The sequence below is a fragment of the Methylobacterium sp. NPDC080182 genome, from assembly GCF_050281105.1.
GTDB lineage: Bacteria > Pseudomonadota > Alphaproteobacteria > Rhizobiales > Beijerinckiaceae > Methylobacterium.
The window spans coordinates 270596-294607 of record NZ_JBNNWO010000003.1; the positions used below are offsets into that span (position 1 = coordinate 270596).

The 24012-nt window shown below is 70.9% G+C and carries 20 protein-coding genes; 15 read left to right on the top strand and 5 right to left on the bottom strand.

The genetic code is table 11. The features are described from left to right. From ACQKQD_RS07350 to ACQKQD_RS07395, 10 genes are all read left to right on the top strand, one after another. Positions 1-1521 (top strand): NADH-quinone oxidoreductase subunit M, encoded by a 1521-nt coding sequence (locus ACQKQD_RS07350; protein ID WP_020092243.1) that lies wholly within the window; start codon positions 1-3, stop codon positions 1519-1521. Positions 1522-1531: 10 nt separating this feature from the next. Further along, entirely contained in the window at positions 1532-2977 is a 1446-nt protein-coding gene (gene nuoN, locus ACQKQD_RS07355; protein WP_427507965.1) for an NADH-quinone oxidoreductase subunit NuoN, read from the top strand. A 7-nt stretch (positions 2978-2984) separates the two neighbouring features. After that, a complete protein-coding gene (locus ACQKQD_RS07360) occupies positions 2985-3788 on the top strand; it encodes a biotin--[acetyl-CoA-carboxylase] ligase (RefSeq protein WP_091680288.1) in 804 nt (267 codons plus the stop codon). A gap of 16 nt (positions 3789-3804) precedes the next feature. Continuing rightward, a complete protein-coding gene (locus ACQKQD_RS07365; protein WP_012319023.1) occupies positions 3805-5478 on the top strand; it encodes a ribonuclease J in 1674 nt (557 codons plus the stop codon). A 272-nt stretch (positions 5479-5750) separates the two neighbouring features. Then, positions 5751-6155 carry a methylmalonyl-CoA epimerase gene (mce, locus tag ACQKQD_RS07370; RefSeq protein ID WP_020092246.1) on the top strand — a complete coding sequence of 135 codons (405 nt, stop codon included), beginning with the start codon at positions 5751-5753 and terminating at the stop codon, positions 6153-6155. A gap of 5 nt (positions 6156-6160) precedes the next feature. After that, entirely contained in the window at positions 6161-6487 is a 327-nt protein-coding gene (locus tag ACQKQD_RS07375) for a DUF1467 family protein (RefSeq protein WP_020092247.1), read from the top strand. A gap of 507 nt (positions 6488-6994) precedes the next feature. Beyond that, positions 6995-8320: a proline--tRNA ligase gene (proS, locus tag ACQKQD_RS07380; protein WP_020092248.1), complete on the top strand. Its 1326-nt coding sequence runs from the start codon at positions 6995-6997 to the stop codon at positions 8318-8320. Between the two features lie 9 nt (positions 8321-8329). After that, positions 8330-9640: a lipoprotein-releasing ABC transporter permease subunit gene (locus ACQKQD_RS07385; protein WP_091680286.1), complete on the top strand. Its 1311-nt coding sequence runs from the start codon at positions 8330-8332 to the stop codon at positions 9638-9640. A 13-nt stretch (positions 9641-9653) separates the two neighbouring features. Beyond that, complete coding sequence (locus ACQKQD_RS07390) at positions 9654-10367, top strand: ABC transporter ATP-binding protein (RefSeq protein ID WP_020092250.1); 714 nt, start codon at positions 9654-9656, stop codon at positions 10365-10367. A gap of 299 nt (positions 10368-10666) precedes the next feature. Continuing rightward, positions 10667-10927, top strand: a complete 261-nt coding sequence (locus ACQKQD_RS07395; RefSeq protein ID WP_427507966.1) for a hypothetical protein — start codon at positions 10667-10669, stop codon at positions 10925-10927. A 174-nt stretch (positions 10928-11101) separates the two neighbouring features. Here the strand turns inward: ACQKQD_RS07395 and ACQKQD_RS07400 are convergent, their stop codons facing one another. Then, on the bottom strand, positions 11102-12370 hold the full coding sequence (locus tag ACQKQD_RS07400; RefSeq protein ID WP_427507967.1) for a glycosyltransferase: 1269 nt from the start codon (positions 12368-12370) through the stop codon (positions 11102-11104). A 539-nt stretch (positions 12371-12909) separates the two neighbouring features. On the opposite strand from ACQKQD_RS07400, the gene dnaE reads away from it, so the two are divergent. Then, positions 12910-16428, top strand: coding sequence for a DNA polymerase III subunit alpha (gene dnaE, locus ACQKQD_RS07405; RefSeq protein ID WP_091680284.1), 3519 nt, complete (start codon positions 12910-12912; stop codon positions 16426-16428). Between the two features lie 193 nt (positions 16429-16621). Here the strand turns inward: dnaE and ACQKQD_RS07410 are convergent, their stop codons facing one another. Further along, on the bottom strand, positions 16622-17296 hold the full coding sequence (locus ACQKQD_RS07410) for a L,D-transpeptidase (protein WP_427507968.1): 675 nt from the start codon (positions 17294-17296) through the stop codon (positions 16622-16624). Between the two features lie 101 nt (positions 17297-17397). On the opposite strand from ACQKQD_RS07410, the gene ACQKQD_RS07415 reads away from it, so the two are divergent. Further along, positions 17398-18309 carry a LysR family transcriptional regulator gene (locus ACQKQD_RS07415; protein WP_427507969.1) on the top strand — a complete coding sequence of 304 codons (912 nt, stop codon included), beginning with the start codon at positions 17398-17400 and terminating at the stop codon, positions 18307-18309. Between the two features lie 64 nt (positions 18310-18373). On the opposite strand, the gene ACQKQD_RS07420 is transcribed toward ACQKQD_RS07415, so the two are convergent. Further along, a complete protein-coding gene (locus ACQKQD_RS07420) occupies positions 18374-18997 on the bottom strand; it encodes a hypothetical protein (RefSeq protein WP_020092258.1) in 624 nt (207 codons plus the stop codon). 175 nt (positions 18998-19172) lie between these two features. On the opposite strand from ACQKQD_RS07420, the gene ACQKQD_RS07425 reads away from it, so the two are divergent. Then, positions 19173-19316 (top strand): hypothetical protein, encoded by a 144-nt coding sequence (locus tag ACQKQD_RS07425; protein ID WP_020092259.1) that lies wholly within the window; start codon positions 19173-19175, stop codon positions 19314-19316. Positions 19317-19385: 69 nt separating this feature from the next. On the opposite strand, the gene ACQKQD_RS07430 is transcribed toward ACQKQD_RS07425, so the two are convergent. Together ACQKQD_RS07430 and ACQKQD_RS07435 are read right to left on the bottom strand one after the other, a co-directional pair. Further along, the gene (locus tag ACQKQD_RS07430; RefSeq protein WP_020092260.1) at positions 19386-20081 is read right to left on the bottom strand and encodes a gamma-glutamylcyclotransferase; all 696 of its coding nucleotides are present in this window, start codon (positions 20079-20081) and stop codon (positions 19386-19388) included. Between the two features lie 20 nt (positions 20082-20101). Further along, positions 20102-20515 (bottom strand): hypothetical protein, encoded by a 414-nt coding sequence (locus ACQKQD_RS07435; RefSeq protein ID WP_042674741.1) that lies wholly within the window; start codon positions 20513-20515, stop codon positions 20102-20104. Positions 20516-20651: 136 nt separating this feature from the next. Between ACQKQD_RS07435 and recO the strand changes: the two genes are divergently transcribed. Both recO and parC read left to right on the top strand, forming a co-directional pair. Next, positions 20652-21371 carry a DNA repair protein RecO gene (gene recO / locus ACQKQD_RS07440; protein ID WP_020092262.1) on the top strand — a complete coding sequence of 240 codons (720 nt, stop codon included), beginning with the start codon at positions 20652-20654 and terminating at the stop codon, positions 21369-21371. A gap of 175 nt (positions 21372-21546) precedes the next feature. Then, positions 21547-23793, top strand: coding sequence for a DNA topoisomerase IV subunit A (gene parC, locus ACQKQD_RS07445; RefSeq protein ID WP_020092263.1), 2247 nt, complete (start codon positions 21547-21549; stop codon positions 23791-23793). Positions 23794-24012: the final 219 nt, after the last annotated feature.

Sequence of the window (24012 nt, forward strand, 5' to 3'; positions counted from 1 at the left end):
ATGCTCGGCCTCGGCATCCTCTCCGGCCTGCTGATCGTGCCGCTCTGCGGCGCGGCCTTCATCCTCACGCTGAACGGCGACGAGGAGTCGGTCGCGCGCAACAGCCGCTGGGCCGCGCTCGCCACCACGATCGTCACCTTCCTGCTCTCCCTGGTGGCGTGGAGCCGCTACGACACCGCCTCGTCGAGCTTCCAGCTCGTGGAGAGCCACGCGTGGCTCACCGAGACGATCCGGTTCAAGCTCGGCGTCGACGGCTTCTCGATGCCGCTGATACTGCTGACCACGTTCCTGATGCCGTTCTGCATCGGCGCCTCGTGGCACTCGATCCACTTCCGGGTGAAGGAGTACTTCGTCGCCTTCCTCGTCCTCGAGACGACGATGATCGGCGTCTTCGCCGCCCTCGATCTGGTGCTGTTCTACCTGTTCTTCGAGGCCGGCCTGATCCCGATGTTCCTGATCATCGGCATCTGGGGCGGCGCGCGCCGGGTCTACGCCAGCTTCAAGTTCTTCCTCTACACCCTGCTCGGCTCGGTGCTGATGCTGCTCGCCGTGATGGCGATGTACTGGCAGGCCGGCACCACCGACATCCCGACCCTGCTGCAGTACCGCTTCCCGGTGCAGATGCAGACCTGGCTGTGGCTCGCCTTCTTCGCCTCCTTCGCGGTGAAGATGCCGATGTGGCCGGTCCACACCTGGCTGCCCGACGCCCACGTGGAGGCGCCCACCGCCGGCTCGGTGATCCTGGCGGGCATCCTCCTGAAGATGGGCGGCTACGGCTTCATCCGGATCTCGCTGCCGATGCTGCCGGTGGCGAGCCACGACTTCGCGCCCTTCGTCTTCGCGCTGTCGGTGATCGCGATCATCTTCACGTCGCTCACCGCGATGATGCAGACCGACATCAAGAAGCTGATCGCCTACTCGTCGGTGGCCCATATGGGCTTCGTGACGCTGGGCCTGTTCACCCTGAACGAGCAGGGCATCCAGGGCGCGCTGTTCCTGATGATCTCCCACGGGATCGTGTCGGGGGCGCTCTTCCTCTGCGTCGGCGTCGTCTACGACCGGATGCACACCCGCGAGATCTCGGCCTATGGCGGCCTCGTGAAGCGGATGCCGCTCTACGCCGTGGCCATGATGGTGTTCACGATGGCCAATGTCGGCCTGCCGGGCACCTCGGGCTTCGTCGGCGAGTTCCTGGCCATGCTCGGCGCCTTCAAGGCGAACCCGAACGTGGCGTTCTTCTCGACCTTCGGCATAATCCTGTCGGCGGCCTACGCCCTGTGGCTCTACGCCCGGGTGATCTACGGGAAGCTGGAGAAGCCGAATCTCCAGGGCATCCTGGATCTCGACACCCGCGAGAAGATCATCCTGGCGCCGCTGGTCGTCCTGACGATCTACTACGGCGTTCACCCGGCCCCCGTGCTCGACGTGTTCGCGCCCTCGACCGACGCGCTGATGGCGAGCATCAAGACCGCGCTCTCGAACACCCAGACGGCCGCCGCGGCGCTGCCGATCCCGCGCTGAGGCGGACACCATGACAACCGTCCACTCCGTCCTGCCCTCGCTGGCGCCGCTCATGCCCGAGCTGATCCTCGGCGTCGGCGTCATGGGCCTGATCCTCTACGGCGCGTGGCGCGGCGACCGCTCCGCCGAGACCGTGAGCATCGGCGCCCTCGCCCTGCTCCTCGTCGCCCTGTCGGTGGTGATCTCGCAGCCGGTGCACGGCCGGGTCACGACCCTGTCGGGCGCGTTCGTGTCCGATTCCTTCGCCAAGGTGATGAAGTCGCTGGTGCTGCTCGGATCCGCGGCGACGATCCTGCTGGCGCACGACTTCTTCAAGCGCGAGCGCATCGACCGGTTCGAGTTCCCGGTCCTGATCGTGCTCTGCACCATCGGCATGATGGTCATGGTCTCGGCCAACGACCTGATCGCGCTCTACCTGGGCCTGGAACTGCAGTCGCTCGCCGCCTACGTGATCGCCGCCTTCCACCGCGACGACGTGAAGTCCACCGAGGCCGGCCTCAAGTACTTCGTGCTCGGCGCGCTCTCCTCCGGCATGCTGCTCTACGGCGCCTCGCTGGTCTACGGCTTCACCGGCACGGTCTCGTTCCCCGGCATCGTCTCGGCGCTCAACGAGAATGCCGGGTTCGGCATCGTGCTGGGCATCGTGTTCCTGGCGGCCGGCGTGTGCTTCAAGCTGGCGGCCGTGCCGTTCCACATGTGGACGCCCGACGTCTACGAGGGCTCGCCGACCCCGGTGACGGCCTTCTTCGCCTCGGCGCCCAAGATGGCCGCCGTGGCGATGACCGTGCGGGTCTTCATCGGCGCGATGCCGGACGTGACGGCGATCTGGCAGCAGATCTTCATCTTCGTCTCGATCGCGTCGATGGCGCTCGGCTCGTTCGCGGCGATCGGGCAGACCTCGATCAAGCGCCTGATGGCCTACTCGTCGATCGGCAATATCGGCTACGCGCTGATCGGCCTGGCCTCCGGCTCGGAGGAGGGGATCAGCGGGCTCGTCACCTACATGATCATCTACCTCGCGATGACGCTCGGCACCTTCGCGATCATCCTGTCGCTCCGGCGCCGGGACGTGATGTTCGAGAAGATCGAGGACCTGTCGGGCCTGTCGCGGACCCATCCGTGGCTCGCCTTCTGCCTCGCCGCGATGATGTTCTCGCTCGCCGGCATCCCGCCGCTCGCCGGGTTCTTCGCGAAGTTCTACGTCTTCGCCGCCGCCATCAAGGCGGGTCTCGTGACGCTGGCGTTGATCGGCGTGGTGACCAGCGTGGTGGGCGCCTACTACTACCTGCGCGTCGTGCGGATCATGTACTTCGACGAGCCGAAGGAGCCGTACGAGGCGATGGCCCCGGGCCTGCGCATCGTGCTCGCCCTGTCGAGCGTCGTGGTGGTGCTGTTCTTCCTGCTGCCCGGGCCGCTGGTCGGCGCCGCCGGCCGGGCCGCGAAGTCGCTGTTCTAGGACGGCCTTGACCTACCGACTCGGGCCCTCGGCGCGCGCCGAGGGCCACCGCCTGCACGTCCACGACACCCTCGGCTCCACCAACACGGAGGCCGTGGCGCGCGCGCGCGCCGGCGAGACAGGCCCGCTCTGGGTGGTGACGCACCGCCAGGAGGCGGGCCGCGGTCGGCGGGGCAACAGCTGGTCCTCGCTCCCCGGCAACCTCGCGGCGAGCGTGCTCTGGCCGGTCGCCGGGGTCGCGCCGGACCACCTCGCCGAGTTGGGCTTCGTGGCGGGCCTCGCCCTGATCGAGGCGCTGGAGGCGGCCTGCGGCACCCTGCCGGATACCGGATCCGGCGCCGGGGCCCGATCTTTTCAGCTCAAATGGCCGAACGACGTGCTGCTCGGCGGGGCGAAGCTCGCCGGCCTGCTCCTGGAGGCGGAGACGCTCCCGGGCGGGCGGCGCGCCGCGGTCATCGGCTTCGGCGTGAACGTCGCGGCGGCGCCGGAGGGTCTCGGGGCCGCGAGCCTGGCGGCGGCGGGTTACGCGTGCGGCGCCGAGGCGCTACTGGAACATCTCTCGGACCGGGTGGCCGCGCGGGCGCGCGCCTGGGACCGGGGACGGAATTTCGCTGACCTGCGCGCGGCCTGGCTCGCGCGGGCCGCGGGTCTCGGATCGGAGATCGCGGTGCACAGCGGCGGTCACATCCTGCGGGGCGTGTTCGAGACGATCGACGAGGGGGGGCGGCTCGTGATCCTCGCCCCCGACGGGAACCGGCATACCGTGACGGCGGGCGAGGTGCATTTCGGATCGGCCGCGACGGCGGCCTGAGTTTGGACGACGACAGATGGTAAAGGGACAGGAGGAGCTGGTCTTCCTGCCGCTCGGCGGCGTGGGCGAGATCGGAATGAACGCGGCGCTCTACGGGTTCGGCCCGGAGAAGGGCCGGAAGTGGATCATGGTCGATTGCGGCATGGGCTTCGCCGGCGAGGAGCAGATGCCGGGCGTCGACCTGATGTTCCCCGACCTCTCCTTCATCGAGGAGCGGCGCAAGGACCTGCTGGGGATCTTCATCACCCACGCGCACGAGGACCATATCGGGGCGATCTCGGAGCTGTGGCCCCGGCTCAAGGCGCCGGTCTACGCGACCCGCTTCGCCAAGAACCTGCTGGAGACCCGGCGCCTGTCCGAGCCCGGCGCCCCGAAGGTCGAGCTGCGGGAGGTGAAGCCCGGGCGGCGCGTGACCGTCGGGCCGTTCGAGCTCGAGTACGTGCCGGTCTCGCACTCCATCCCGGAATCGAACGCCATCGCCATCCGCACCGCGGCGGGCCTCGTCCTCCACACCGGCGACTGGAAGATCGACCCGACCCCGGTGGCCGGCTCGGTGACGTCGCCGGAGGCGTTCACGGCGCTCGGGGACGAGGGCGTCCTCGCCATCGTCTGCGACTCGACCAACGTCGTGCGCGAGGGCTTCTCGCCGAGCGAGAAGACCGTCGCCGAGACGCTGAAGACGCTGATCGCGGACGCGCCGCACCGGGTCGCCGTGACGACCTTCGCGTCCAACGTGGCGCGCATCCGCGCGGTCGCCGAGGCCGCCGCCGCCTGCGGGCGTGAGGTCATCGCGGTCGGCCGCGCCATGGACCGGGTGATCGACGTCGCCCGCGAGTGCGGCTACCTCGACGGCCTGCCCGAGTTCCGCCGCTCCGATTCGTGGAAGAGCCTGCCGCGGGAGCGCGTCGTCGCGCTGCTCACCGGCTCACAGGGCGAGCCGCGGGCGGCGCTCGCCCGCGTCTCCCGCCGCGACCACCCGGATATCAGCCTCACCGCCGGTGACCAGGTGATCTTCTCCTCGCGCGCCATCCCGGGCAACGAGCGCGATGTCGGCTCGATCATCAACGACCTGATCGAGCAGGGCGTCGAGGTGATCACCGACCGCACCGACCTCGTCCACGTCTCCGGCCACCCGCGCCGGGACGAGATGGTCGAGATGTACCGGTGGACCCGCCCGGGCACCGCGATCCCGGTCCACGGCGAGGCCCTGCACCTCGACGAGCACGCCCGCTTCGCGCGGGCGCAGGGCGTGCAGAACGTGGTCAAGGCCCGCAACGGCAGCCTGATCCGTCTGAGCCCCGGCAAGCCCGAGGTGATCGACCACGTGAAGGCCGGCCGCCTGTTCAAGGACGGCGACGTCCTGATCGACGAGAAGGACCGGGCGATCCCGGAGCGGCGCAAGCTGATGCAGGCCGGCCTGGTCTCGGTGGCGATCGCCATCGACGAGGACGGCGTCGTGCTCGGCGAGCCGGCGGTGGACATCATCGGCCTGCCGAACCGCGGCCGGTCCGGCGAGCCGCTGATCGAGACCGTGGTGGACGCGGTCTCCCGCACCCTGTCGGGGATGTCGCGGGGCAAGCTCAAGGACTCTGAGAGCGTCGAGAAGACGGTCGACCGGGCGGTGCGCACCGCGGTCAACGAGGTGTGGGGCAAGAAGCCGGCCTGCCACGTGCAGGTGGTGGAGGTGTGAAGCTGGCTGCCGATAGCGGTTGGCTGTAATCTAGACGGAGCCGAAGCAGCCGATCATCCGATCGGCTGCCGGACAGGGCCCGGGTTCCCTCTCGCGCACGGGAGAGGGACAGGGTGAGGGGGACAGGTTCTGCCGGAGAGGGCTCGTCCCTCACCCCAACCCTCTCCCGCGCGGGAGAGGGGGCAGGTCGCGTCCGGGTGTACGGGCGGAGTCGGCCCCGGGAACAAACGAAGCTCCCGGTCAGGGAGCCAGCATGCTGGGGAGGAAACACCATGATCGGCCGTCTCAACCACGTGGCTATCGCCGTGCAGGATCTCGACGCCGCCTGCGCGGTCTACCGCGACACGCTGGGCGCGACGATCACCGCGCCCCTGCCGCAGCCCGAGCACGGCGTCACCGTCGTGTTCGTCGAGCTGCCGAACAGCAAGATCGAGCTGATGTCCCCCCTGGGCGAGGGCTCGCCGATCGAGTCCTTCGTGGCCCGCAACCCGGGCGGCGGCATCCACCACGTCTGCTACGAGGTCGACGACATCCTGGCCGCCCGCGACCAGCTCAAGGCGCAGGGCGCCCGGGTGCTCGGCACCGGCGAGCCGCGGATCGGCGCGCACGGCAAGCCGGTCCTGTTCCTGCACCCCAAGGACTTCCTGGGCACCCTGGTCGAGCTGGAGCAGGTGTGAGCCGGATGATGAACGCGCTGGCCCGCTCGACGCCGGTGACCCTGGCGGCGATCACCGTCCTGATCGCCGCCTTCGTGGCGGCGGCGGTGAGCCTGTTCAAGCTGACGGTGGGCGGGGCGATCGCCCTCTACTTCGTGGTCTGGTGGACGCTGCTCTTCGCGGTCCTGCCCCTGCGCAACCAGCCGGAGACGCGGCCCAGCCACGTGGTGCCGGGCCAGGATCCCGGGGCGCCGGCGGCGCCGCGACTGCGCGAGAAGGCGATCTGGACGACGCTGGTCGCGGGCGCGGCCTTCCTCATCGCCCTGGCGGTGTTCCCGCTGACCGGGCTCTAGGACGGCTCGGAGCGGCGATCCGGGAAGCGCCGCCGCGGCGGGCCACCGCCCGAAACCAGATGGGCGCGGGCCTAGCGGGTGGTTCGACACGGCCGCGCCGACCGGACCCAAGAATAAAAAAAGCAAGGCCCGAGGCCTTGCTTTCAAGCTTCACTGGCTCGACCTTGAAATATCCCTCGCATTGGCTGCGGGGCGGTCGCTTTTCCTCCCGAGACTCGGACCTTGCGCCACCTCTTCCGGGCGTCGCAAACATCGCCGGACGCTTATAGGAACAACAATTCGTGTTGTCACCGGGTCTGCGAGAAAAATCTGCGCTTTCTTGCCGGCAAATGGGCATACCGCTTTCCGCCTAGGCAGCGGCCTCAGCGCGGCCGGGTCGCCGCCTCCGGTTCGCCGCGATTACGCCCCGCCGTGGTCGCGCAGTGCTTGTAATTTGCGTCTCCGGCGTGTTGTGTGCCGGCGCGCCGCGGCTCCTCCCGGCCGATCCTCTTCCAAGACTCTGACGACATGCGTCTCTCCCGCTACTTCATGCCGACCTTGCGCGAGACGCCCAAGGAAGCCGAGATCGTCTCGCACCGGCTGATGCTGCGCGCCGGCCTGGTCCGCCAGGAAGCCGCCGGCATCTACGCCTGGTTGCCGCTGGGCCTGCGGGTTCTGGAGCGCGTCTGCGCGGTGATCCGGCGGGAGCAGGACCGGTCCGGCGCCGTCGAGATCCTGATGCCGACGGTGCAGTCCGCCGAGCTGTGGCGGGAATCCGGCCGCTACGACGCCTACGGCAAGGAGATGCTGCGCCTGAAGGACCGGCACGACCGCGAGATGCTCTACGGCCCCACAGCCGAGGAGATGGTCACCGAGATCTTCCGGGCGAGCGTGCGCTCCTACAAGGACCTGCCCAAGAATCTCTACCAGATCTCGTGGAAGTTCCGCGACGAGGTGCGGCCGCGCTTCGGCACGATGCGCTCGCGCGAGTTCCTGATGAAGGACGCCTACTCGTTCGACTTCGACCAGGCCGGGGCGCGCCACGCCTACAACCGGATGTTCGTGGCGTACCTGCGGACCTTCGCGGGCCTCGGCCTGAAGGCGATCCCGATGCGCGCCGACACCGGCCCGATCGGCGGCGATCTGTCCCACGAGTTCATCATCCTGGCCAAGACCGGCGAGAGCGAGGTCTTCTGCGACAAGGCCTATCTCGACTTCGACATCCCGCCGGCGACCGTCGATTTCGACGACGTCGCCGCCCTCCAGGGCATCGTCGATGCCTGGACCTCGCACTACGCGGCCACCGAGGAGATGCACGAGCCGGCGGCCTTCGCGGAGGTCCCGGAGGACAACCGCATGGCGGCCCGCGGCATCGAGGTCGGGCACATCTTCTACTTCGGCACCAAGTATTCCGAGCCGATGGGCGCCAAGGTCGCCGGTCCGGACGGGATCGAGCGGCCGGTCCATATGGGCTCCTACGGCATCGGGCCGAGCCGGCTGGTCGCCGCCATCGTCGAGGCCAGCCACGACGAGGCCGGGATCATCTGGCCGGACTCGGTGGCGCCGTTCGACGTCGCGCTGATCAACCTCAAGGTCGGGGACGCGGCCACCGACGCCGCCTGCGCGCAGATCCAGTCCGACCTCGAGACCGCCGGCCTGTCGGTGCTCTACGACGACCGCGACGAGCGTCCCGGCGCGAAGTTCGCCACCGCCGACCTGATCGGCCTGCCCTGGCAGGTGATCGTCGGGCCCAAGGGCCTGGCGGAGGGCAAGGTCGAGCTGAAGCGGCGTGCCGGCGGCGAGCGCGAGAGCCTCGCGACCGTCGATCTGCTGGCACGCATCCGGCGCGTCTGAGGCGTGCCGATGGCCGCCTCAGCGAAGCTGGACCGGGTTCGGACCTTCGCGGCCTCGTTCGCGGCCTCGTTCCGCCAGGGCACCGCGCCCTTCGCGCCGTTCGAGTGGATCCTCGCCGGCCGCTACCTGCGCGCCCGGCGCCGGGGCGGCGGCGTCTCGGTGGTGGCGTTCTTCTCGGTGCTCGGCATCGCGCTCGGCGTCGCCACGCTGATCATCGTCCTGTCGGTGATGAACGGCTTCCGCGCGGAACTGCTGTCGAAGATCGTCGGCATCAACGGCCACCTGTTCGCGACGCCCATCGACCGGCCATTCAACGACTGGACCGACCTGTCGGAGCGCCTGTCGAAGGTGGCGGGCGTGCGCGCCGCGGTGCCGCTGGTCGAGGGCCAGGCCTTCGCCTCGTCGCAGTACGGCGGCTCGGGGGTCATCATCCGCGGCGTGCGGGCGGCCGACCTCGACGCGCTGGCGGCCGTGTCCTCGGCGATCCGCGGTGGCACCCTCGAAGGTTTCGACGACGGCACCGGCGTGCTGATCGGGCGGCGGCTCGCCGACACGCTGGGCCTGCAGGCCGGCGACACGATCACGCTGGTCACGCCCAAGGGCTCGTCGACGCCCTTCGGGACGGCGCCGCGCACCAAGAGCTACACGGTCAAGGCGGTGTTCGAGGTCGGGATGACCGAGTTCGACCAGACCTTCGTGTTCATGCCGCTCGCCGAGGCCCAGGCGTTCTTCAACAAGGACGGCGACGTGAGCATGATCGAGATCTACGTCGACGATCCCGACCATGTCGGCGACATGCGCGAGCCCCTGGAGATGGCGGCCGAACGCCCGATCCTGCTCACCGACTGGCGCCAGCGCAACCGGACCTTCTTCGGGGCCCTGGAGGTCGAGCGGAACGTCATGTTCCTGATCCTCAGCCTGATCGTCGTGGTGGCGACCCTCAACATCGTCTCCGGCCTGATCCTGCTGGTGCGCGACAAGTCGAGCGACATCGCGATCCTGCGCACCATGGGGGCGACGCCGGGCACGATCATGCGGGTATTCCTGATCAACGGCGCGCTGATCGGCGTCGTCGGGACGCTCAGCGGGCTCGGCCTCGGCATCCTGATCACGCTGAACATCAAGCCGATCCAGCACGTGCTGTTTCCGGGCGCCTGGGACCCCACGGTGCGGTTCCTCGCCGAGATCCCGGCGCAGATGAACCCGAAGGAGATCACCGCCGTAGTGATCACCTCCCTGCTGCTGTCGCTCGCGGCGACGCTGTATCCCTCCTGGCGCGCCGCCCGGCTCGATCCGGTGCAGGCCCTCCGCTACGGCTGACGGGCCGCATCCGATGAGCGATTCGAGCCAGACCGCCGGCGACCAGCCGGTGCCGGCGCTGTTCTTCTCCCGCGTCGAGCGGCGCTACGCCCAGGCCGAGGGTGCCCTCGAGATCCTGCGCGGGGCCGACCTCGCGATCTGGCCGGGGGAGTTGGTCGCGCTGGTGGCGCCGTCGGGTGCCGGCAAGTCGACCCTGCTGCACCTCGCCGGCCTGCTGGAGCGGCCGGACGGGGGCGAGATCTATATCGGCGGTCAACCCACGGCCGCGATGGCGGATTCCGAGCGCACGCGCCTGCGGCGCGAGGAGATGGGTTTCGTCTACCAGTTCCACCACCTGCTGCCGGAGTTCTCGGCGCTGGAGAACGTGGTGATGCCCCAGCTCATCCGCGGCCTGAAGGCCCCGGAGGCGAAGGCCCGCGCCACGGAACTCCTGAGCTTCCTCGGCCTCAAGGAGCGGCTGCCGCACCGTCCGGCGGAGCTGTCGGGAGGCGAGCAGCAGCGCGTCGCCATCGCCCGGGCGGTGGCCAACGGCCCGCGGCTGCTGCTCGCCGACGAGCCGACCGGCAACCTCGATCCCGGGACGGCGGGCCACGTCTTCTCGATCCTGATGGCCCTGGTCCGCGCCTCGGGGCTCGCCGCCCTGGTCGCGACCCACAACTTGGAATTGGCCGCCCGCATGGATCGGCGGGTCACCATCCGGGACGGGCTGATCACGCAGCTCGACTGAGCGGGCCACCCGCTGAGCAGATCTCCCGTGTGCCGGCGCAGCGACGGCACGCGCGGCGGCGCGCCCCTTACACGCCGCGCCCCGGCAGCCTCAATCAACCACAGGGCGCATCGCTCCCGGCCCGCGACGCCAGCCGGCCCGCGGACCTCCGAGCCCCGCAAGTGCACGCGATCTTTAATCCGTCGCGCCGCGTGCGACGCGTCACGTCGCGGAAGACACCGGGCCCCTATCTTATGATCACGCAAGACAAAACAGAGCCGAACAACCGGCCTGTACTGCGTGATCTCTGGAGCCTCACCATGATGACCCGTATCGCCGCCGCCGTCACCGCACTTGTCCTTGGCGTCGCCCCGATCTCGTCCGCCATGGCGGCGAACGGGGCCCGCTGGACGGGCCTCGCTCCCTACGAGATCGAGACCACGGGCTCGCTGGGTCTGGGGGTTCACGACAATCCCAACTACGTCGGCTGCCCGCTGAGCTCGGCCGCCGAGGGCAACGCCGACCAGCAGACCCGGCCGGTGAAGCAGTACGGCCAGACTTCCGGCGGCTACCGCTGCTGAGCCGGCGCGAGGACGCATGAAGCTCAAAGCCCTGTCCTACGTCATGATCGGCGCCTTCGTGAGCGGCCTGCTCATGACGTTCGTCGGTTCGGCCACCGCGCTGCTCGGGCAGTAATCGAAAGGGCGCCGCTTCCGTCGGAGGGGGCGCCCCCCCGCGTTCGGGCAGCCGGCGGGTCAGGACGCGCGGGACGAGCCGGGACCGGACTCGGCGGCCGTCAGCCGCTCGACGTAGTCGCAGGCGTCGAGGACGGCGTCGCGGCCATCCGCCATCCGCGCCCGGGCCGCCGCGCAGGCCCGCGTCACCGCGGGGTCGGCGAGTAGCCGGCTGAGGACCCGCGCCGCCCGCGCGGGCCGGAAGGCGCGGCGGCTCAGGGTGGCGCCGAGATCCCGATCCTTCAGCCGCCGCCCCTCGTCGAAATGGTCGAAGGCCACGGGCACCACCAGCTGCGGGACGCCCGCGGCCAGCGCCTGCGCCACCGTGCCGACGCCGCCGTGGTGGACCAGCGCCGCGCTGCGCGGCAGCAGGGCGCTCAGGGGGGCGTAGGGCAGGTGGATGATCCCGGCCGGCAGCGGCTTCGGGATCTGCCCCCCCTGCGGGGCAAGCAGGACGCCGCGCCGGCCCATGCGCCGGCACAGCCGCACCGCGGTGTCGAAGAAGCCGGCGCCCTGGCGCATGGCCGAGCCGTAGGTGAACACGATCGGCGGGTCGCCCGCCTCGAGGAACGCTTCCAGCTCCGGCGGCATGGACGCCACGTCGCCGAACCGGTCGACCAGCGGGAAGCCGAGCTGCACCGCCTGGCCCGGCCAGTCGGCCTGCGGCTCCGCGTACCAGTCGGGGAACATCAGGAGCATGCCGGTCGGGCTGTTCCACCAGTGCCGCAGCCGGTAGACCGGATCGAGGCCGAGACGCGCCCGCAGGGCGTTCAGCGGCGGGAGGGTGAACGGGCCGACCGCCACCTTGTCGACGCCGAGATTCACGTAGGCCCGCAGGGCGGCCGGCAGGACGCGCGGCAGCGGCAGGCCCGGCAGGCGCGGCGGATCGTACCGGCTCTCGATCAGGAACGGCATGACGTGCAGCGTCGCGGTCGGCAGATCGTAGAGGTCCTGCGCGAGCCGCGCCCCCCAGCCCAGCGGCGAGGCGACCACCCGCAGGTCGATCCCCCGGGCGCGGGTCGCGCCGAGCCACAGGCAGGCCGGCTCGGCCACCCGCAGGGCGTAGTCGAACATCGGGCGGAACCCCTGCTGCGGGTGCCACAGATCCGGCTGGCGGATCACCGCCTCGTAATCGGCGACCGTGCCCAGGGGCTGGAAGGCGAGGCCGGCGCGGCGGGCCATCGCCTCGAACGGGGCCGGGGCCGCCAGCGAGACGCCGTGGCCGCGCTTCAGGAGCTCGTGCCCCAGCGCAATGAACGGAAGCACATCGCCGTGTGTGCCGACGGCCACGAGGGCGACGTCGAACCGTTCGACCGTCCGGTGCTCGGGAATGGCTTGCTCCTTCGAACTCCCCAGCCGGTGACGAGCTCGTCTCGAAGGCGGGGGCATGCCAGCCCGCCCGATCCGCATCAAGACACTTTTTACCCTGTCGAAGAAACGGGGCCGCCCTGTGACCCGCAGGCCCTTTCCATAGAACAAAACATGAACATACTAGGGCCGGAACACAGGAGGCAGGTCGATGCTGAAGCGGGTGATCCTGACCGGAATGGTCGAGTTCATGGCGTTCGGGATGCTGTTCGCGGCGGTGGGCGCCTGGGCGATAGCCTTGGCACCGGTTCGTTAGCCGGATTTTTCCGAAGACTGCCCGGTTCCGTCCGCGGACGGGTTATGCACAGGCGATCGCCCCGTAGGCGCCGATTGTCCACAGGGCTGGGCCGAACTGGTGCTTCCGGGGCACGACCGGTGGATATCGTCCGCCGGCGGCGCGGCGCACGTCGACTTGAGGCCGGCGAGCGGGGATGCTGCCCGACCCCGGAACAAGGTCGGCCATGCCACGCCAGCTCAAGGAGGTCGGATTCGTCCACCTCCACGTCCACTCGTCCTATTCCCTGCTCGAAGGGGCGCTGAAGGTCGGCTCCCTGATCAAGGCGGCGGTCGCCGACAGGCAGCCGGCTCTGGCCCTGACCGACACCAACAACCTGTTCGGCGCGCTGGAATTCTCCGAGAAGGCGGCCGGGGAGGGCGTCCAGCCGATCGCCGGCGTGCAGCTCTCGGTGGCGTTCGAGGCCGCGGACCCGCACCAGCGTCAGGCGCCGACCAGCCACGGCATCGTGCTCCTCGCCCAGGACGAGACCGGCTACGCCAATCTGCTGCGGCTGGCGAGCCGCGCCTATTTCGACACGGCCCTCGGCGAGGCGCCGCGCCTCGATGCCGGAGCGCTCGCGGGCGCCTCCGAGGGGCTGATCGCGCTCACCGGCGGGATGGCGGGCCCCCTCGACGCGGCCTTCCGGGCGGGCCGGCCGGAGCTCGCCCTCAACCGCCTGAAGCGCCTGAAGGAGACGTTCGGCGAGGACCGGCTCTACGTGGAGATCCAGCGCCACGGCCAGTCCGAGGAGGCGCGGATCGAGACCGCGCTCCTCGACCTCGCCGGCCGCCACGGCCTCGGGATCGTGGCGACGAACGAGCCGTACTTCGCCAAGCCCGACGACTACGACGCCCACGACGCGCTGCTCGCCATCGCGGAGGGCCGCCTCGTCTCGGACGAGCGCCGCCGCCGCCTGACGCCGAGCCACGCCTTCAAGACCCGGGCCGAGATGGCCGAGCTGTTCCGCGACCTGCCGGACGCGCTCCAGGCGACGGTCGAGATCGCCATGCGCTGCGCCGTCCGTGCGCGGACCCGCAAGCCGATCCTGCCGAATTTCGGCGCCGTGGCGGCCGGCGAGACGCCGCCCATGGCGGAGGCCCTGGCGGAGGCGTCCGACGCGGGCGCGCGGGCGGTCTCGGCCGACGAGCCCACCGAGCTGCGCCGGCAGGCCGAGGCAGGGCTGGAGCTGCGCCTGAAGCAGCACGGCACGGCGCCGGGCTTCTCCGAGGAGGATTACCGCAAGCGCCTCGAGTTCGAGCTCGACGTCATCGTCAAGATGAAGTTCCCGGGCTACTTCCTGATCGTCTCCGACTTCATCAAGTGGGCCAAGGACCACGACATCCCGGTGGGTCCGGGCCGCGGCTCGGGCGCGGGCTCGCTGGTGGCGTGGTCGCTGCTCATCACCGACCTCGACCCGCTCCGGTTCGGCCTGCTGTTCGAGCGCTTCCTCAACCCCGAGCGCGTCTCGATGCCGGATTTCGACATCGACTTCTGCGTCGAGGGCCGCGAGCGGGTGATCCGCTACGTGCAGCAGCGCTACGGCGAGGGGCAGGTCGGACAGATCATCACCTTCGGCACGCTGCTCGCCCGCGGCGTGCTGCGCGACGTCGGCCGCGTCCTGGAGATGCCCTACGGGCAGGTCGACAAGCTGACCAAGCTCGTGCCGCAGAACCCCGCCAACCCGGTGACGCTCGCCCAGGCCATCGAGGGCGAGCCCAAGCTCCAGCAGGCCATGGAGGAGGAGCCGATCGTCGGCCGCCTCATCGACATCTCCAAGAAGCTCGAGGGCCTGCACCGGCACGCCTCGACCCACGCCGCCGGCGTGGTGATCGGCGACCGGCCGCTCGAGGAGCTGGTCCCGCTCTACCGGGACCCGAAGACCGGCATGCGGGTCACCCAGTTCAACATGAAGTGGGTCGAGCAGGCGGGGCTGGTGAAGTTCGACTTCCTGGGCCTCAAGACCCTGACGATGCTGCGGTGCTGCACCGATCTGCTGAAGCAGCGCGGCATCGACATCGACCTCGCCTCGCTGCCGCTCGACGACCCGAACACCTACGGGCCGATGGGCCGGGGCGAGACGGTCGGCGTGTTCCAGGTGGAATCGGCCGGCATGCGCAAGGCGCTCTGCGAGATGCAGGCCGACCGGCTGGAGGACATCATCGCCCTGGTGGCGCTCTACCGGCCGGGCCCGATGGCCAACATCCCGGTCTATTGCGAGCGCAAGCTCGGCCGCGACGCCGGCAACGAGGCGTCCTGGTACCCGGATCCGAAGCTGGAGCCGATGCTGAAGGAGACCTTCGGCATCATCGTCTACCAGGAACAGGTGATGGAGATCGCCAAGGTGCTCGCCGGCTACTCGCTCGGCGAGGCCGACATGCTCCGGCGCGCCATGGGCAAGAAGATCCGCGCCGAGATGGACGCGCAGCGCGACCGGTTCCTCAAGGGCTGCACCGAGCGCGGCCTGACCAAGGCCAAGGCCAACGAGATCTTCGACCTGCTCGCCAAGTTCGCCGATTACGGCTTCAACAAGAGCCACGCGGCGGCCTACGCGCTGCTGACCTACCAGACCGCCTACCTGAAGGCGAACTTCCCGGTCGAGTTCCTGGCCGCCGCCATGACCCTCGACATCGACAATACCGACAAGCTGGCCGAATTCCGCCAGGACGCGCAGCGCCTGAAGATCACGGTCGAGCCGCCCTCGATCAACACCTCCGGCGAGGTGTTCGCGGTGCGCGACGGCAAGATCTTCTACGCGCTGGCCGCCATCAAGGGCGTCGGCCGCGAGGCGGTGCGGGCGCTGGTGGAGGCCCGCGGCGACCGGCCGTTCAAGGACCTCGCCTGCCTCGCCCGCCGGCTGAACCCGCGGATGATCAACAAGCGCACCCTGGAGAGCCTCGTCCAGGCCGGGGCGCTCGACTGCATCGAGCCCGACCGCGCGCGCGCCTTCGCGGCGGTGGAGCCGATGATGAAGCTCGCCGCCAGCGCGGCGGAGGCGGAATCGGCCGGCGTCACCGACATGTTCGGCGGCGTGGTGGCGGACGACGTGTCCCTGCGGATCCCGCCGCACGAGATCTGGCCGATGGCCGACACGCTCAAGCGCGAGTACGCGGCGATCGGCTTCTTCATCTCGGGCCATCCGCTCGACGAGTACGGCGACCTCTTGGACAAGCTGCGGGTGCAGAGCTGGACGGATTTCTGCCGCGCCGTGCGGGCCGGGACGTCGAGCGTCGGCCGCGTGGCGGCCTCGGTGCTCGACCGGGCGGAGCGGCGGACCAAGACCGGCAACAAGATGGGCATCGTCACCCTGTCGGACCGGACCGCGCATTTCGAGGCGATCATCTTCTCCGAGGGGCTCGGCCAGTACCGCGACATCCTGGAACCGGGCCGACCGCTGGTTCTGCAGCTCCAGGCGAACCTGGAGGGCGAGGACGTGCGCGCCCGCATCCTCACCGCGGAACCCCTCGACCAGGCGGTCGCCCGCCACCAGAAGGGCATCCGCATCCATCTGAGCGACCCGCGCGGCGTCGCGCCCGTGCAGCAGCGCCTGTCGATGCGGGGCGAGAGCGAGGTCTCGCTGATCCTCAAGCTCGACGGCGGCGAGCGCGAGGTGGAGATCCGGCTCCCGGGCAAGTTCCAGGCGAGCCCGGCGCTCGCCGGCCAGCTCCGGACCGTGCCCGGGGTGGTGCAGGTGGAGGTGAGCTGAGGGGCGGCTGATACCAAGCGCCTGTGGGTTCGGTCGGCCCGCGCCGTCTTCGCGAGCGGAGCGAAGCGATCCAGGGACGCGCCACGCTCGATGAGGGTGCGCGACACGGGGTTGCTTCGCTCCGCTCGCAAGGACGGGTGGGCTTTTGTGAGTTCTGTCGCCGGGAATTGTAGGTGCGTGCCCGTCGAGGCCCTCAGCTCGCCGCCGTCTCGCTGGCTGCCAGCACCACCGCCCGGCTCCCCACCGGCACGCGGGCGTACAGGTCGATGATGTCCTGGTTCAGGAACCGGACGCAGCCCGACGACACCATCGTGCCGATGGTCTGCGGCTCCGTGGTGCCGTGCAGGCGGTAGAGCGTGTCGCCGCCGTCCCGATAGAGGTAGAGCGCCCGCGGACCGAGCGGATTGCCGGCCCCGCCGGGCAGGCCGCCGGCATAGGGCCCGTAGCGCTCGGGCTCCCGCTTGATCATGGCCTGGGTCGGCGTCCAGCGCGGCCATTCGGCCTTGCGGGCGATGACGGCCGCGCCTCGGAAGTTGAACGCCTCATCGCGACCGACGCCCACGCCGTAGCGGATGGCGCGCCCGCCCTCGCGCACGAGGTAGGCGTAGCGTGCCGAAGGATCGACCACGATCGTGCCCGGCGGCTCGGCCGTGGCGTAGGCCACCTCCCGGCGCAGGAAGCGCGGGTCTATCGCGGACAGCTCCACCGCCGGCACGGGGAAGGGCTCGCCGTCGAGCGCGGCGTAGAGTGCCGTGTAGGCCGGGTCGACGGGCGGGCGCAGCGCGGCGACGGGGTGCGGCTCGCGGGTGACGCAGCCGGCGACGAGCAGGGGCGTGCCGGCGAGCAGGCTGCGGCGGGTCGGAAACATCGATGCTGCGCTCCAAGGTCTGGCGACGACGCACAGAACCGCCACGCGGCCGCCCCGTCCATCGGCTATGGGGTGATCGCACCCATAACCGGATGGCATCCATGGATCTGACGCTGGCCCTGCGCGCGTTCCTCCGGACCGTCGAGCGCGGCTCGATGACCGCGGCCGCACGCGACCTCGCGGTGTCGCAGCCGGCGATCAGCAAGCATCTGCGCAATCTGGAGGCCCAGGTCGGCGCGCGGCTCCTCGAACGGTCCGCGCGGCTGGTGCGTCCGACCCAGCAGGGCCAGCGGCTCTACGCGGCCTGTCAGCCCGCGCTCGCCACGATCGACGCCGCCCTGGAAGATGCCCGCACCGAGGCTGGCCGCATCGAAGGCCGGCTGCGGCTGCACGCGCCCGCCTGCATCGGGGCGGCCCATCTGCACCGGATCGTGGCGGCGTTCCAGGCCGAGAATCCGCGGGTCACGGTCGATCTCGTGCTGGACAACCGGCTGATCGACCTCGTCTACGAGGATTACGACCTCGCGCTCCGCTACGGCCGGCCCCACGGGCAGGACGTCGTGACGCGGCGGCTCGGCTGGGTGCGCCGAATCCTGGTCGCCGCCCCGGCATACTTGGCGCGGGCCGGCGGCATCGACGCGCCCGGGCAGATCGCCGACCGGGCCCTCGTGACGACCACGTCGGCCCTGGACGACCGGAACACGCTCGTACTCCAGCACGGGCGCGAGACGCTGAGCCTCGCCGTCCGCCCGGCCCTGCGGACCAACAGCGCGGAGGTGCTGTTGGCCGAACTGCGCGCGGGACGGTACATGGGCCCGGTCCAGCACCTGCTGGTCGCCGAGGACTTGGCGGCCGGCCACCTCGTCCGCGTCCTGCCCGCGTACGAGGTGCGCTCGACGGACGCCTATCTGGTCTACCCGTCCGTCCGCCACATGCGCCCGGTCGTCCGCGCGTTCACCGATTTCGCCGTGCCGCGCATCCGCGCCATCGAGGGGATCAGCCACGTCGGTTGACCAGCTCCGGTGCGCTGCGGCCGCGACGAACGGGCCGGGGTGGCCGACCGCCGCGATCGCGACCCTAGAACGGCGCCGCGAGGCAGCCGCTCAGGGCGCCCTTCAGCGCGGCGGCGTCGGCCTCCGCCACCGTGAACGTGGCCGTCAGGGTCGGGTCCTCGCCGCGCGGGCTCGCCTGCGTCCAGGTCAGCTTCGTCCCGGGCTGGACGAGGGCCAGGGCGACCCCGCGCAGCGGATCCTCGCCGCGGCGCGCGCCCGCCACCGTCAGCGTGAAGCCCGCATCGGCCCCGGTCGCGGCGCCGCGGACCGGCATGCGCACGGAGCGCACGCTGCCGGCGCTGGAGACCAGGAGGCCGGTCAGGGGCTTCTCGCTGTCGGCCCCTTCGAGGCCCGCGAAATCGAAGCGCGGCGCCAGTTCGGCGAAGCGCGGCACGGTCAGCGCCGCCGACAGACCGGTGCCGCCCGGATCGCAGGCGACGTGCAGGGTCGCCGGCCGCTGGTCCGCCGCGAGGGTCGCGGTGCCGCTCAAGTCCGCGCTGCCGCCGGGCGCCCGGGCGCTGCCGGCGAGCAGAGGGGTCCGGCCGGTCAGGATGTCGGACAGGCTGTCGCCGCGGCTCAGCGGCCCGGCAAGCAGAGCAACGGCGGCGATGACGACCACCGCCAGGGCCACGCCGATCCGGAGCCGCATCCCATCCTCCGCCTGTGGACATCACGGGCCGGCGGCATAGACGATCGCGGCCGCATCGCAACCCTCCGTTCACCACGTCCGCAGGGAATCGTCCGCCGGCGCGCCCGCGTGCACCGCAGCAACTCGGTAAAAACCGATCGTTCCTATGCACCGACGCTCAACCTTGAGCGTCGCCATGCGCACGAAGATCCTGCTCGTCCTCACCCTCCTCGTCTACGTCACCACCGGCCGCGCCCCCGGCATCCGGGAGCCGCGCAATCCGGACGCGGAGCACGGCGGCGGGCGCCTCGTGGTCGCGACCAAGCGGGCCTGGATCTGAACCGCTGCCCGGTCGACGCGACCGTCCTCGCGAGCACGGCTGCACCGACGCGCTCGACAGGAGACGGTCTCACCCCCCGGGCGCGCAGGCCCTGAGGCGCGCGGCCACGAGGGCCTGGAGGCTCCAGAGGTGGCGGTCGCGGATGCCGAGGCGCTCGCAGGCCTCCACGGTCCGGAACAGGTACTCGGCGCTCGGCCCTTTGTGGCCGCAGGCCGCGGCGATCTTCTCGGCGATCTCGGAATCCGAGAGGCGTCCGGCGTAGCGGTCGCTGGCGCGGTTCGCCAGGAAGGTCAGGGCCGGGACGGTCCCGGCCTCGGTGGCGACCGGCAGCCAGCGGGCGACGTAGCCGCGGCCGCGCATCTCGCGGCGCCAGACCGGCATCAGCGCCTCGCGGATCTCCATGCCGGGCAGGCGGAAGGCCACGCCCCGGCACAGGCCGCCGCGGTCCAGCGCCAGGACGAAGCCCGGCCGTTCCGGCGTGCCGCGGAACCGCCGCTGGAGCAGGCAGAAGCGGCGGTGGAAGCCGCGCACCGTCCCGATCCGGCGCTCGGCCACCGGGAATTCCGGGTTCCACATCAGCGAGCCGTAGGCGAAGACCCAGAGGTCGCTGCCCTCGCGCCCGGCGACGATCGCGTCGAGCCCCGGGCGCAACTCGGCGTCCGACAGAACCTCGAGCGCGCTCGGGTCGTCGGGGATCGGGACGGAATGGGCGCGGGCGATCAGGTCGAGGCTGAGGTCGAGGGTGCGGACGGACGCGGCGGGCATGGGCCCTCAACGCCCGGGCCTCACGGCTTGTTGCCCAGCGCGTCGAGTTCGGGGAAGGGCCGGGTGCGGTGTCCGGTGCAGACCTCGTCGTCGTCGAGCACCGTGAGCCGGTCGTTGTCGTAGCGCAGCGTCACCCTCGGGCGCTCGGGCTTGCCGAAGGTCCGGCCGTACATCCGGCCCGACACGCAGTAGATCACCCCGCCCCCCTCGGCGATCGGCCCGGCGATCCGGCTGCCCGCGAACCGCACCGGCAGCAGCGAGACCGCGCCGAAATCGACCTGCCTCAGCGCCAGGGCGGCGATCCGCCGGAGGAGGGCCGGGGAGGGGTCGGCCTCGGCGGCGGGCTCGGCGGCGGGCTTCGGTGCGCGCGGCGCGGCCTGCGCGCCGGCGGCGAGGAGGACCAGCAGGGCGGCGAGGGCGGCGCGGAGCGGCATCGGTCATCGCTACCCGGCCAAGGTTGCCCGAGGCTGGGACCGCGCGGGGCAGCGCCGGCGGCCGCGGCCCCCTATATGAGAGACAGGCGCGGAGCGCGCCTCTCACCCGATCCCTCACACGAAGACGCGACGTTCGATGCAGTGGACCGACGACGCCCTGGTGCTCGGCCTGCGCCGGCACGGGGAGACCGGCGTCATCCTCGAGGCCATGACCGAGGCCCACGGGCGCCATCTCGGCCTCGTGCACGGTGGGCGCTCGCGCCGGATGCAGCCCGTGCTGCAGGCCGGGAACCGGGTCCGCGTGACGTGGCGGGCGCGCCTCGACGAGGGTCTCGGCGCCTACGCGGTCGAGCCCCTGGACTCGCAGGTCTCGCGGCTGATCGGGTCGAGCCTCGCCCTCTACGGCATGAACCACATGGCCGCGCTGCTGCGGCTCCTCCCCGAGCGCGACCCGCATCCGGCGCTCTACGCGGCGGCGGGGATCCTGGTCGAGCACCTCGACGACCCCGCCATCGCCCCGCCCCTGATGGTGCGGTTCGAGCTGGCGATCCTGTCGGAACTCGGCTTCGGCCTCGACCTCACCGCCTGCGCGGCCACCGGCGGCAACGACGCCCTGGCCTACGTGTCGCCGAAGAGCGGCCGGGCGGTCAGCGCCTCGGCCGGCGAGCCCTACCGGGACCGTCTCCTGGCGCTCCCGACCTTCCTGCACGCGGGCGGTTCCCCGGGTCCCGACGGCGTTGCCCAAGGGTTTACCTTGACGGGATACTTCCTCGACCGGCACGTCTGGGGGCCCCGCGGCCTCGGGCCGCCCGAGGAGCGGGCGCGATTCGTTGCGCTCGGCCGCGAGGCCGGGTAATGTTCGTGTTCTGTTCTTGATACCCCGTCGTCGTTCCGGGTGCCGAAGGCGCGCCCGGAATCCAGAACCACCGTCCGCGCGCACGCGCGGGACGTCGGCGGCTCTGGATTCCGGGCCCCGCTGCGCGGCCCCGGAATGACGGCGCGCGGTGAAGACGTTGTAGTGAGGAGCCGACATGGGCCAGCCCTTCGAGCCGCCGTCCGGCGACGGGATCGAGAGCGTCGAGCTGAAATCCGCGCTGGAGGAGCGCTACCTCGCCTACGCGCTCTCCACGATCATGCACCGGGCCCTGCCGGATGCCCGCGACGGGCTGAAGCCCGTGCACCGGCGCATCCTGTACGGGATGCGGCTGCTGCGCCTCGACCCGACCACCGCGCACAAGAAGTGCGCCAAGATCGTCGGCGACGTGATGGGCGATTTCCACCCCCACGGCGACCAGGCGATCTACGACGCGCTGGTGCGGCTCTCCCAGGATTTCGCCCAGCGCTACCCGCTGGTCGACGGCCAGGGCAACTTCGGCAACATCGACGGCGATGGTCCCGCGGCCTACCGCTACACCGAGGCGCGGCTCACCGAGGTCGCGCGCCTCCTGCTCGACGGGATCGACGAGGACACGGTCGACTTCCGCCCGTCCTACAACGGCGAGAAGGAGGAGCCGATCGTCCTGCCGGCGGCCTTCCCGAACCTGCTCGCCAACGGCAGCCAGGGCATCGCGGTCGGCATGGCGACCTCGATCCCGCCGCACAACGCCGCCGAGCTGTGCGACGCGGCGCTCTACCTGATCAACCATCCCGAGGCGACCTCGGGGCAGCTCGCCAAGTTCGTCCAGGGGCCGGACTTCCCGACCGGCGGCATCCTCGTCGATTCGGCCGAGTCGATCGCCGAGGCCTACCGGACCGGCCGCGGCGCCTTCCGGGTCCGCGCCCGCTGGGCCAAGGAGGATCTCGGCCGCGGCACCTGGAACATCGTCGTCACCGAGATCCCCTACGGCATCCCGAAGGGCCGGCTCATCGAGAAGATGGCCGAGCTGCTGCAGGAGAAGAAGCTGCCGCTGCTCGCCGACGTGCGCGACGAGTCGGCCGAGGACGTACGCGTGGTGCTGGAGCCGCGCTCGCGCACGGTCGACCCGGTGATCCTGATGGAATCGCTGTTCCGGCTCACGGAACTCGAGACCCGCATCCCGCTCAACCTCAACGTCCTGGTCGGCGGCCTCGTGCCGAAGGTGATCGGCCTCGCCGAGTGCCTGCGCGAGTGGGTCGACCACCGCCGCGTGGTGCTGCAGCGCCGCTCGCGCTACCGCCTCGGCCAGATCGACCGCCGCCTGGAGATCCTGGGCGGCCTGCTCATCGTCTACCTCGACCTCGACGAGGTGATCCGGATCATCCGCGAGGAGGACGAGCCGAAGGCCGCCCTCATGGCCCGGTTCGAGCTGACCGAGCTCCAGGCCAACGCCATCCTCGACACCCGGCTGCGCTCCTTACGCAAGCTGGAGGAGATGGAGCTGAAGCGCGAGTTCGAGGCGCTCACCGCCGAGAAGGCCGAGATCGACGCGCTCCTCGCCTCCGAGCCGGCGCAGTGGAAGGCGATCCAGGCGCAGATCCGCGCCGTGAAGAAGACCTTCGGGCCCGAGACCAAGCTGGGCAAGCGCCGCACGACGCTGGCGAGCCCGCCGGATGTCGGCGGCATCGACTTCACGGCGGCCCTGGTCGAGCGCGAGCCGATCACCGTGATCGTCTCGACCAAGGGCTGGATCCGGGCGCTCAAGGGCCACGTCGCCGATCTCTCGGGCGTCGCGTTCAAGGGCGACGACACCCTGAAGATCGCCTTCCCGACCGAGACGACCCAGAAGATCCTGCTGCTCGCTACCAACGGCAAGGTGTTCACGCTCGAGGCCTCGAAGCTGCCGGGCGGCCGCGGCTTCGGCGACCCGGTCCGGCTGATGGCCGACCTCGACGACGGCACCGAGATCGTGGCGGCGCTGCCGTACCGGCCGGAGACCAAGCTGCTGATCGCCGGCTCGGACGGACGCGGCTTCGTGGCGCCCGCCGACGCGCTCGTGGCCAACACCCGCAAGGGCAAGAGCGTGCTCGGCCTCGACGGCGACGCCACGGCCGCCGTGCTGGTGCCGGCCGACGGCGATCACGTGGCGGTGGTGAACACCGAGAAGCTGCTGCTGGTCTTCCCGGTCTCCGAGGTGGCGGAGCTCGCCCGCGGCAAGGGGGTCCGGCTGCAGCGCTGCCGCAGCGGGACGCTGCTCGACGCGCACGTGTTCAAGCTCGCCGACGGCCTGCCCTGGCAGGACGGCTCGGCCGAGGGTCGGCTCGCGAACGCGTCGGTGCTGGAGAAGTGGCTCGGCCACCGCGCCGAGGTCGGGCTGATGATGGCGCGCAGCTTCCCGAAATTCGAGCGTTTCGGGCGGTGAGGAGCCGCGGAGGGTGAAGGATTCCCGACCCACCACCTCATCCTGAGATGCCGGAGAGGAGTCGCCTCGGGGAAGACCTCCGGTCAGCCGCGCGATCCCTGGAGCCCGCCTTCGAGGCGGCTCCGCCGCCCCTCGAGATGCGGGCGCGATTGGGAGTGTCTGGAACGGTTCCCGCGGTGCGGAGGCCCAGTCCTCAATGCGCCCGCTGGGCGAGCCAGA

Bases quoted from the DNA above. Each gene is read 5' to 3' on its own strand.
- ACQKQD_RS07350 (WP_020092243.1), top strand. From the start codon at position 1: ATGCTCGGCCTCGGCATCCTCTCCGGCCTGCTGATCGTGCCGCTCTGC.
- nuoN (WP_427507965.1), top strand. From the start codon at position 1,532: ATGACAACCGTCCACTCCGTCCTGCCCTCGCTGGCGCCGCTCATGCCC.
- ACQKQD_RS07365 (WP_012319023.1), top strand. From the start codon at position 3,805: ATGGTAAAGGGACAGGAGGAGCTGGTCTTCCTGCCGCTCGGCGGCGTG.
- mce (WP_020092246.1), top strand. From the start codon at position 5,751: ATGATCGGCCGTCTCAACCACGTGGCTATCGCCGTGCAGGATCTCGAC.
- ACQKQD_RS07375 (WP_020092247.1), top strand. From the start codon at position 6,161: ATGATGAACGCGCTGGCCCGCTCGACGCCGGTGACCCTGGCGGCGATC.
- proS (WP_020092248.1), top strand. From the start codon at position 6,995: ATGCGTCTCTCCCGCTACTTCATGCCGACCTTGCGCGAGACGCCCAAG.
- ACQKQD_RS07385 (WP_091680286.1), top strand. From the start codon at position 8,330: ATGGCCGCCTCAGCGAAGCTGGACCGGGTTCGGACCTTCGCGGCCTCG.
- ACQKQD_RS07390 (WP_020092250.1), top strand. From the start codon at position 9,654: ATGAGCGATTCGAGCCAGACCGCCGGCGACCAGCCGGTGCCGGCGCTG.
- ACQKQD_RS07395 (WP_427507966.1), top strand. From the start codon at position 10,667: ATGATGACCCGTATCGCCGCCGCCGTCACCGCACTTGTCCTTGGCGTC.
- dnaE (WP_091680284.1), top strand. From the start codon at position 12,910: ATGCCACGCCAGCTCAAGGAGGTCGGATTCGTCCACCTCCACGTCCAC.
- ACQKQD_RS07410 (WP_427507968.1), bottom strand. From the start codon at position 17,296: ATGTTTCCGACCCGCCGCAGCCTGCTCGCCGGCACGCCCCTGCTCGTC.
- ACQKQD_RS07415 (WP_427507969.1), top strand. From the start codon at position 17,398: ATGGATCTGACGCTGGCCCTGCGCGCGTTCCTCCGGACCGTCGAGCGC.
- ACQKQD_RS07420 (WP_020092258.1), bottom strand. From the start codon at position 18,997: ATGCGGCTCCGGATCGGCGTGGCCCTGGCGGTGGTCGTCATCGCCGCC.
- ACQKQD_RS07425 (WP_020092259.1), top strand. From the start codon at position 19,173: ATGCGCACGAAGATCCTGCTCGTCCTCACCCTCCTCGTCTACGTCACC.
- ACQKQD_RS07430 (WP_020092260.1), bottom strand. From the start codon at position 20,081: ATGCCCGCCGCGTCCGTCCGCACCCTCGACCTCAGCCTCGACCTGATC.
- ACQKQD_RS07435 (WP_042674741.1), bottom strand. From the start codon at position 20,515: ATGCCGCTCCGCGCCGCCCTCGCCGCCCTGCTGGTCCTCCTCGCCGCC.
- recO (WP_020092262.1), top strand. From the start codon at position 20,652: ATGCAGTGGACCGACGACGCCCTGGTGCTCGGCCTGCGCCGGCACGGG.
- parC (WP_020092263.1), top strand. From the start codon at position 21,547: ATGGGCCAGCCCTTCGAGCCGCCGTCCGGCGACGGGATCGAGAGCGTC.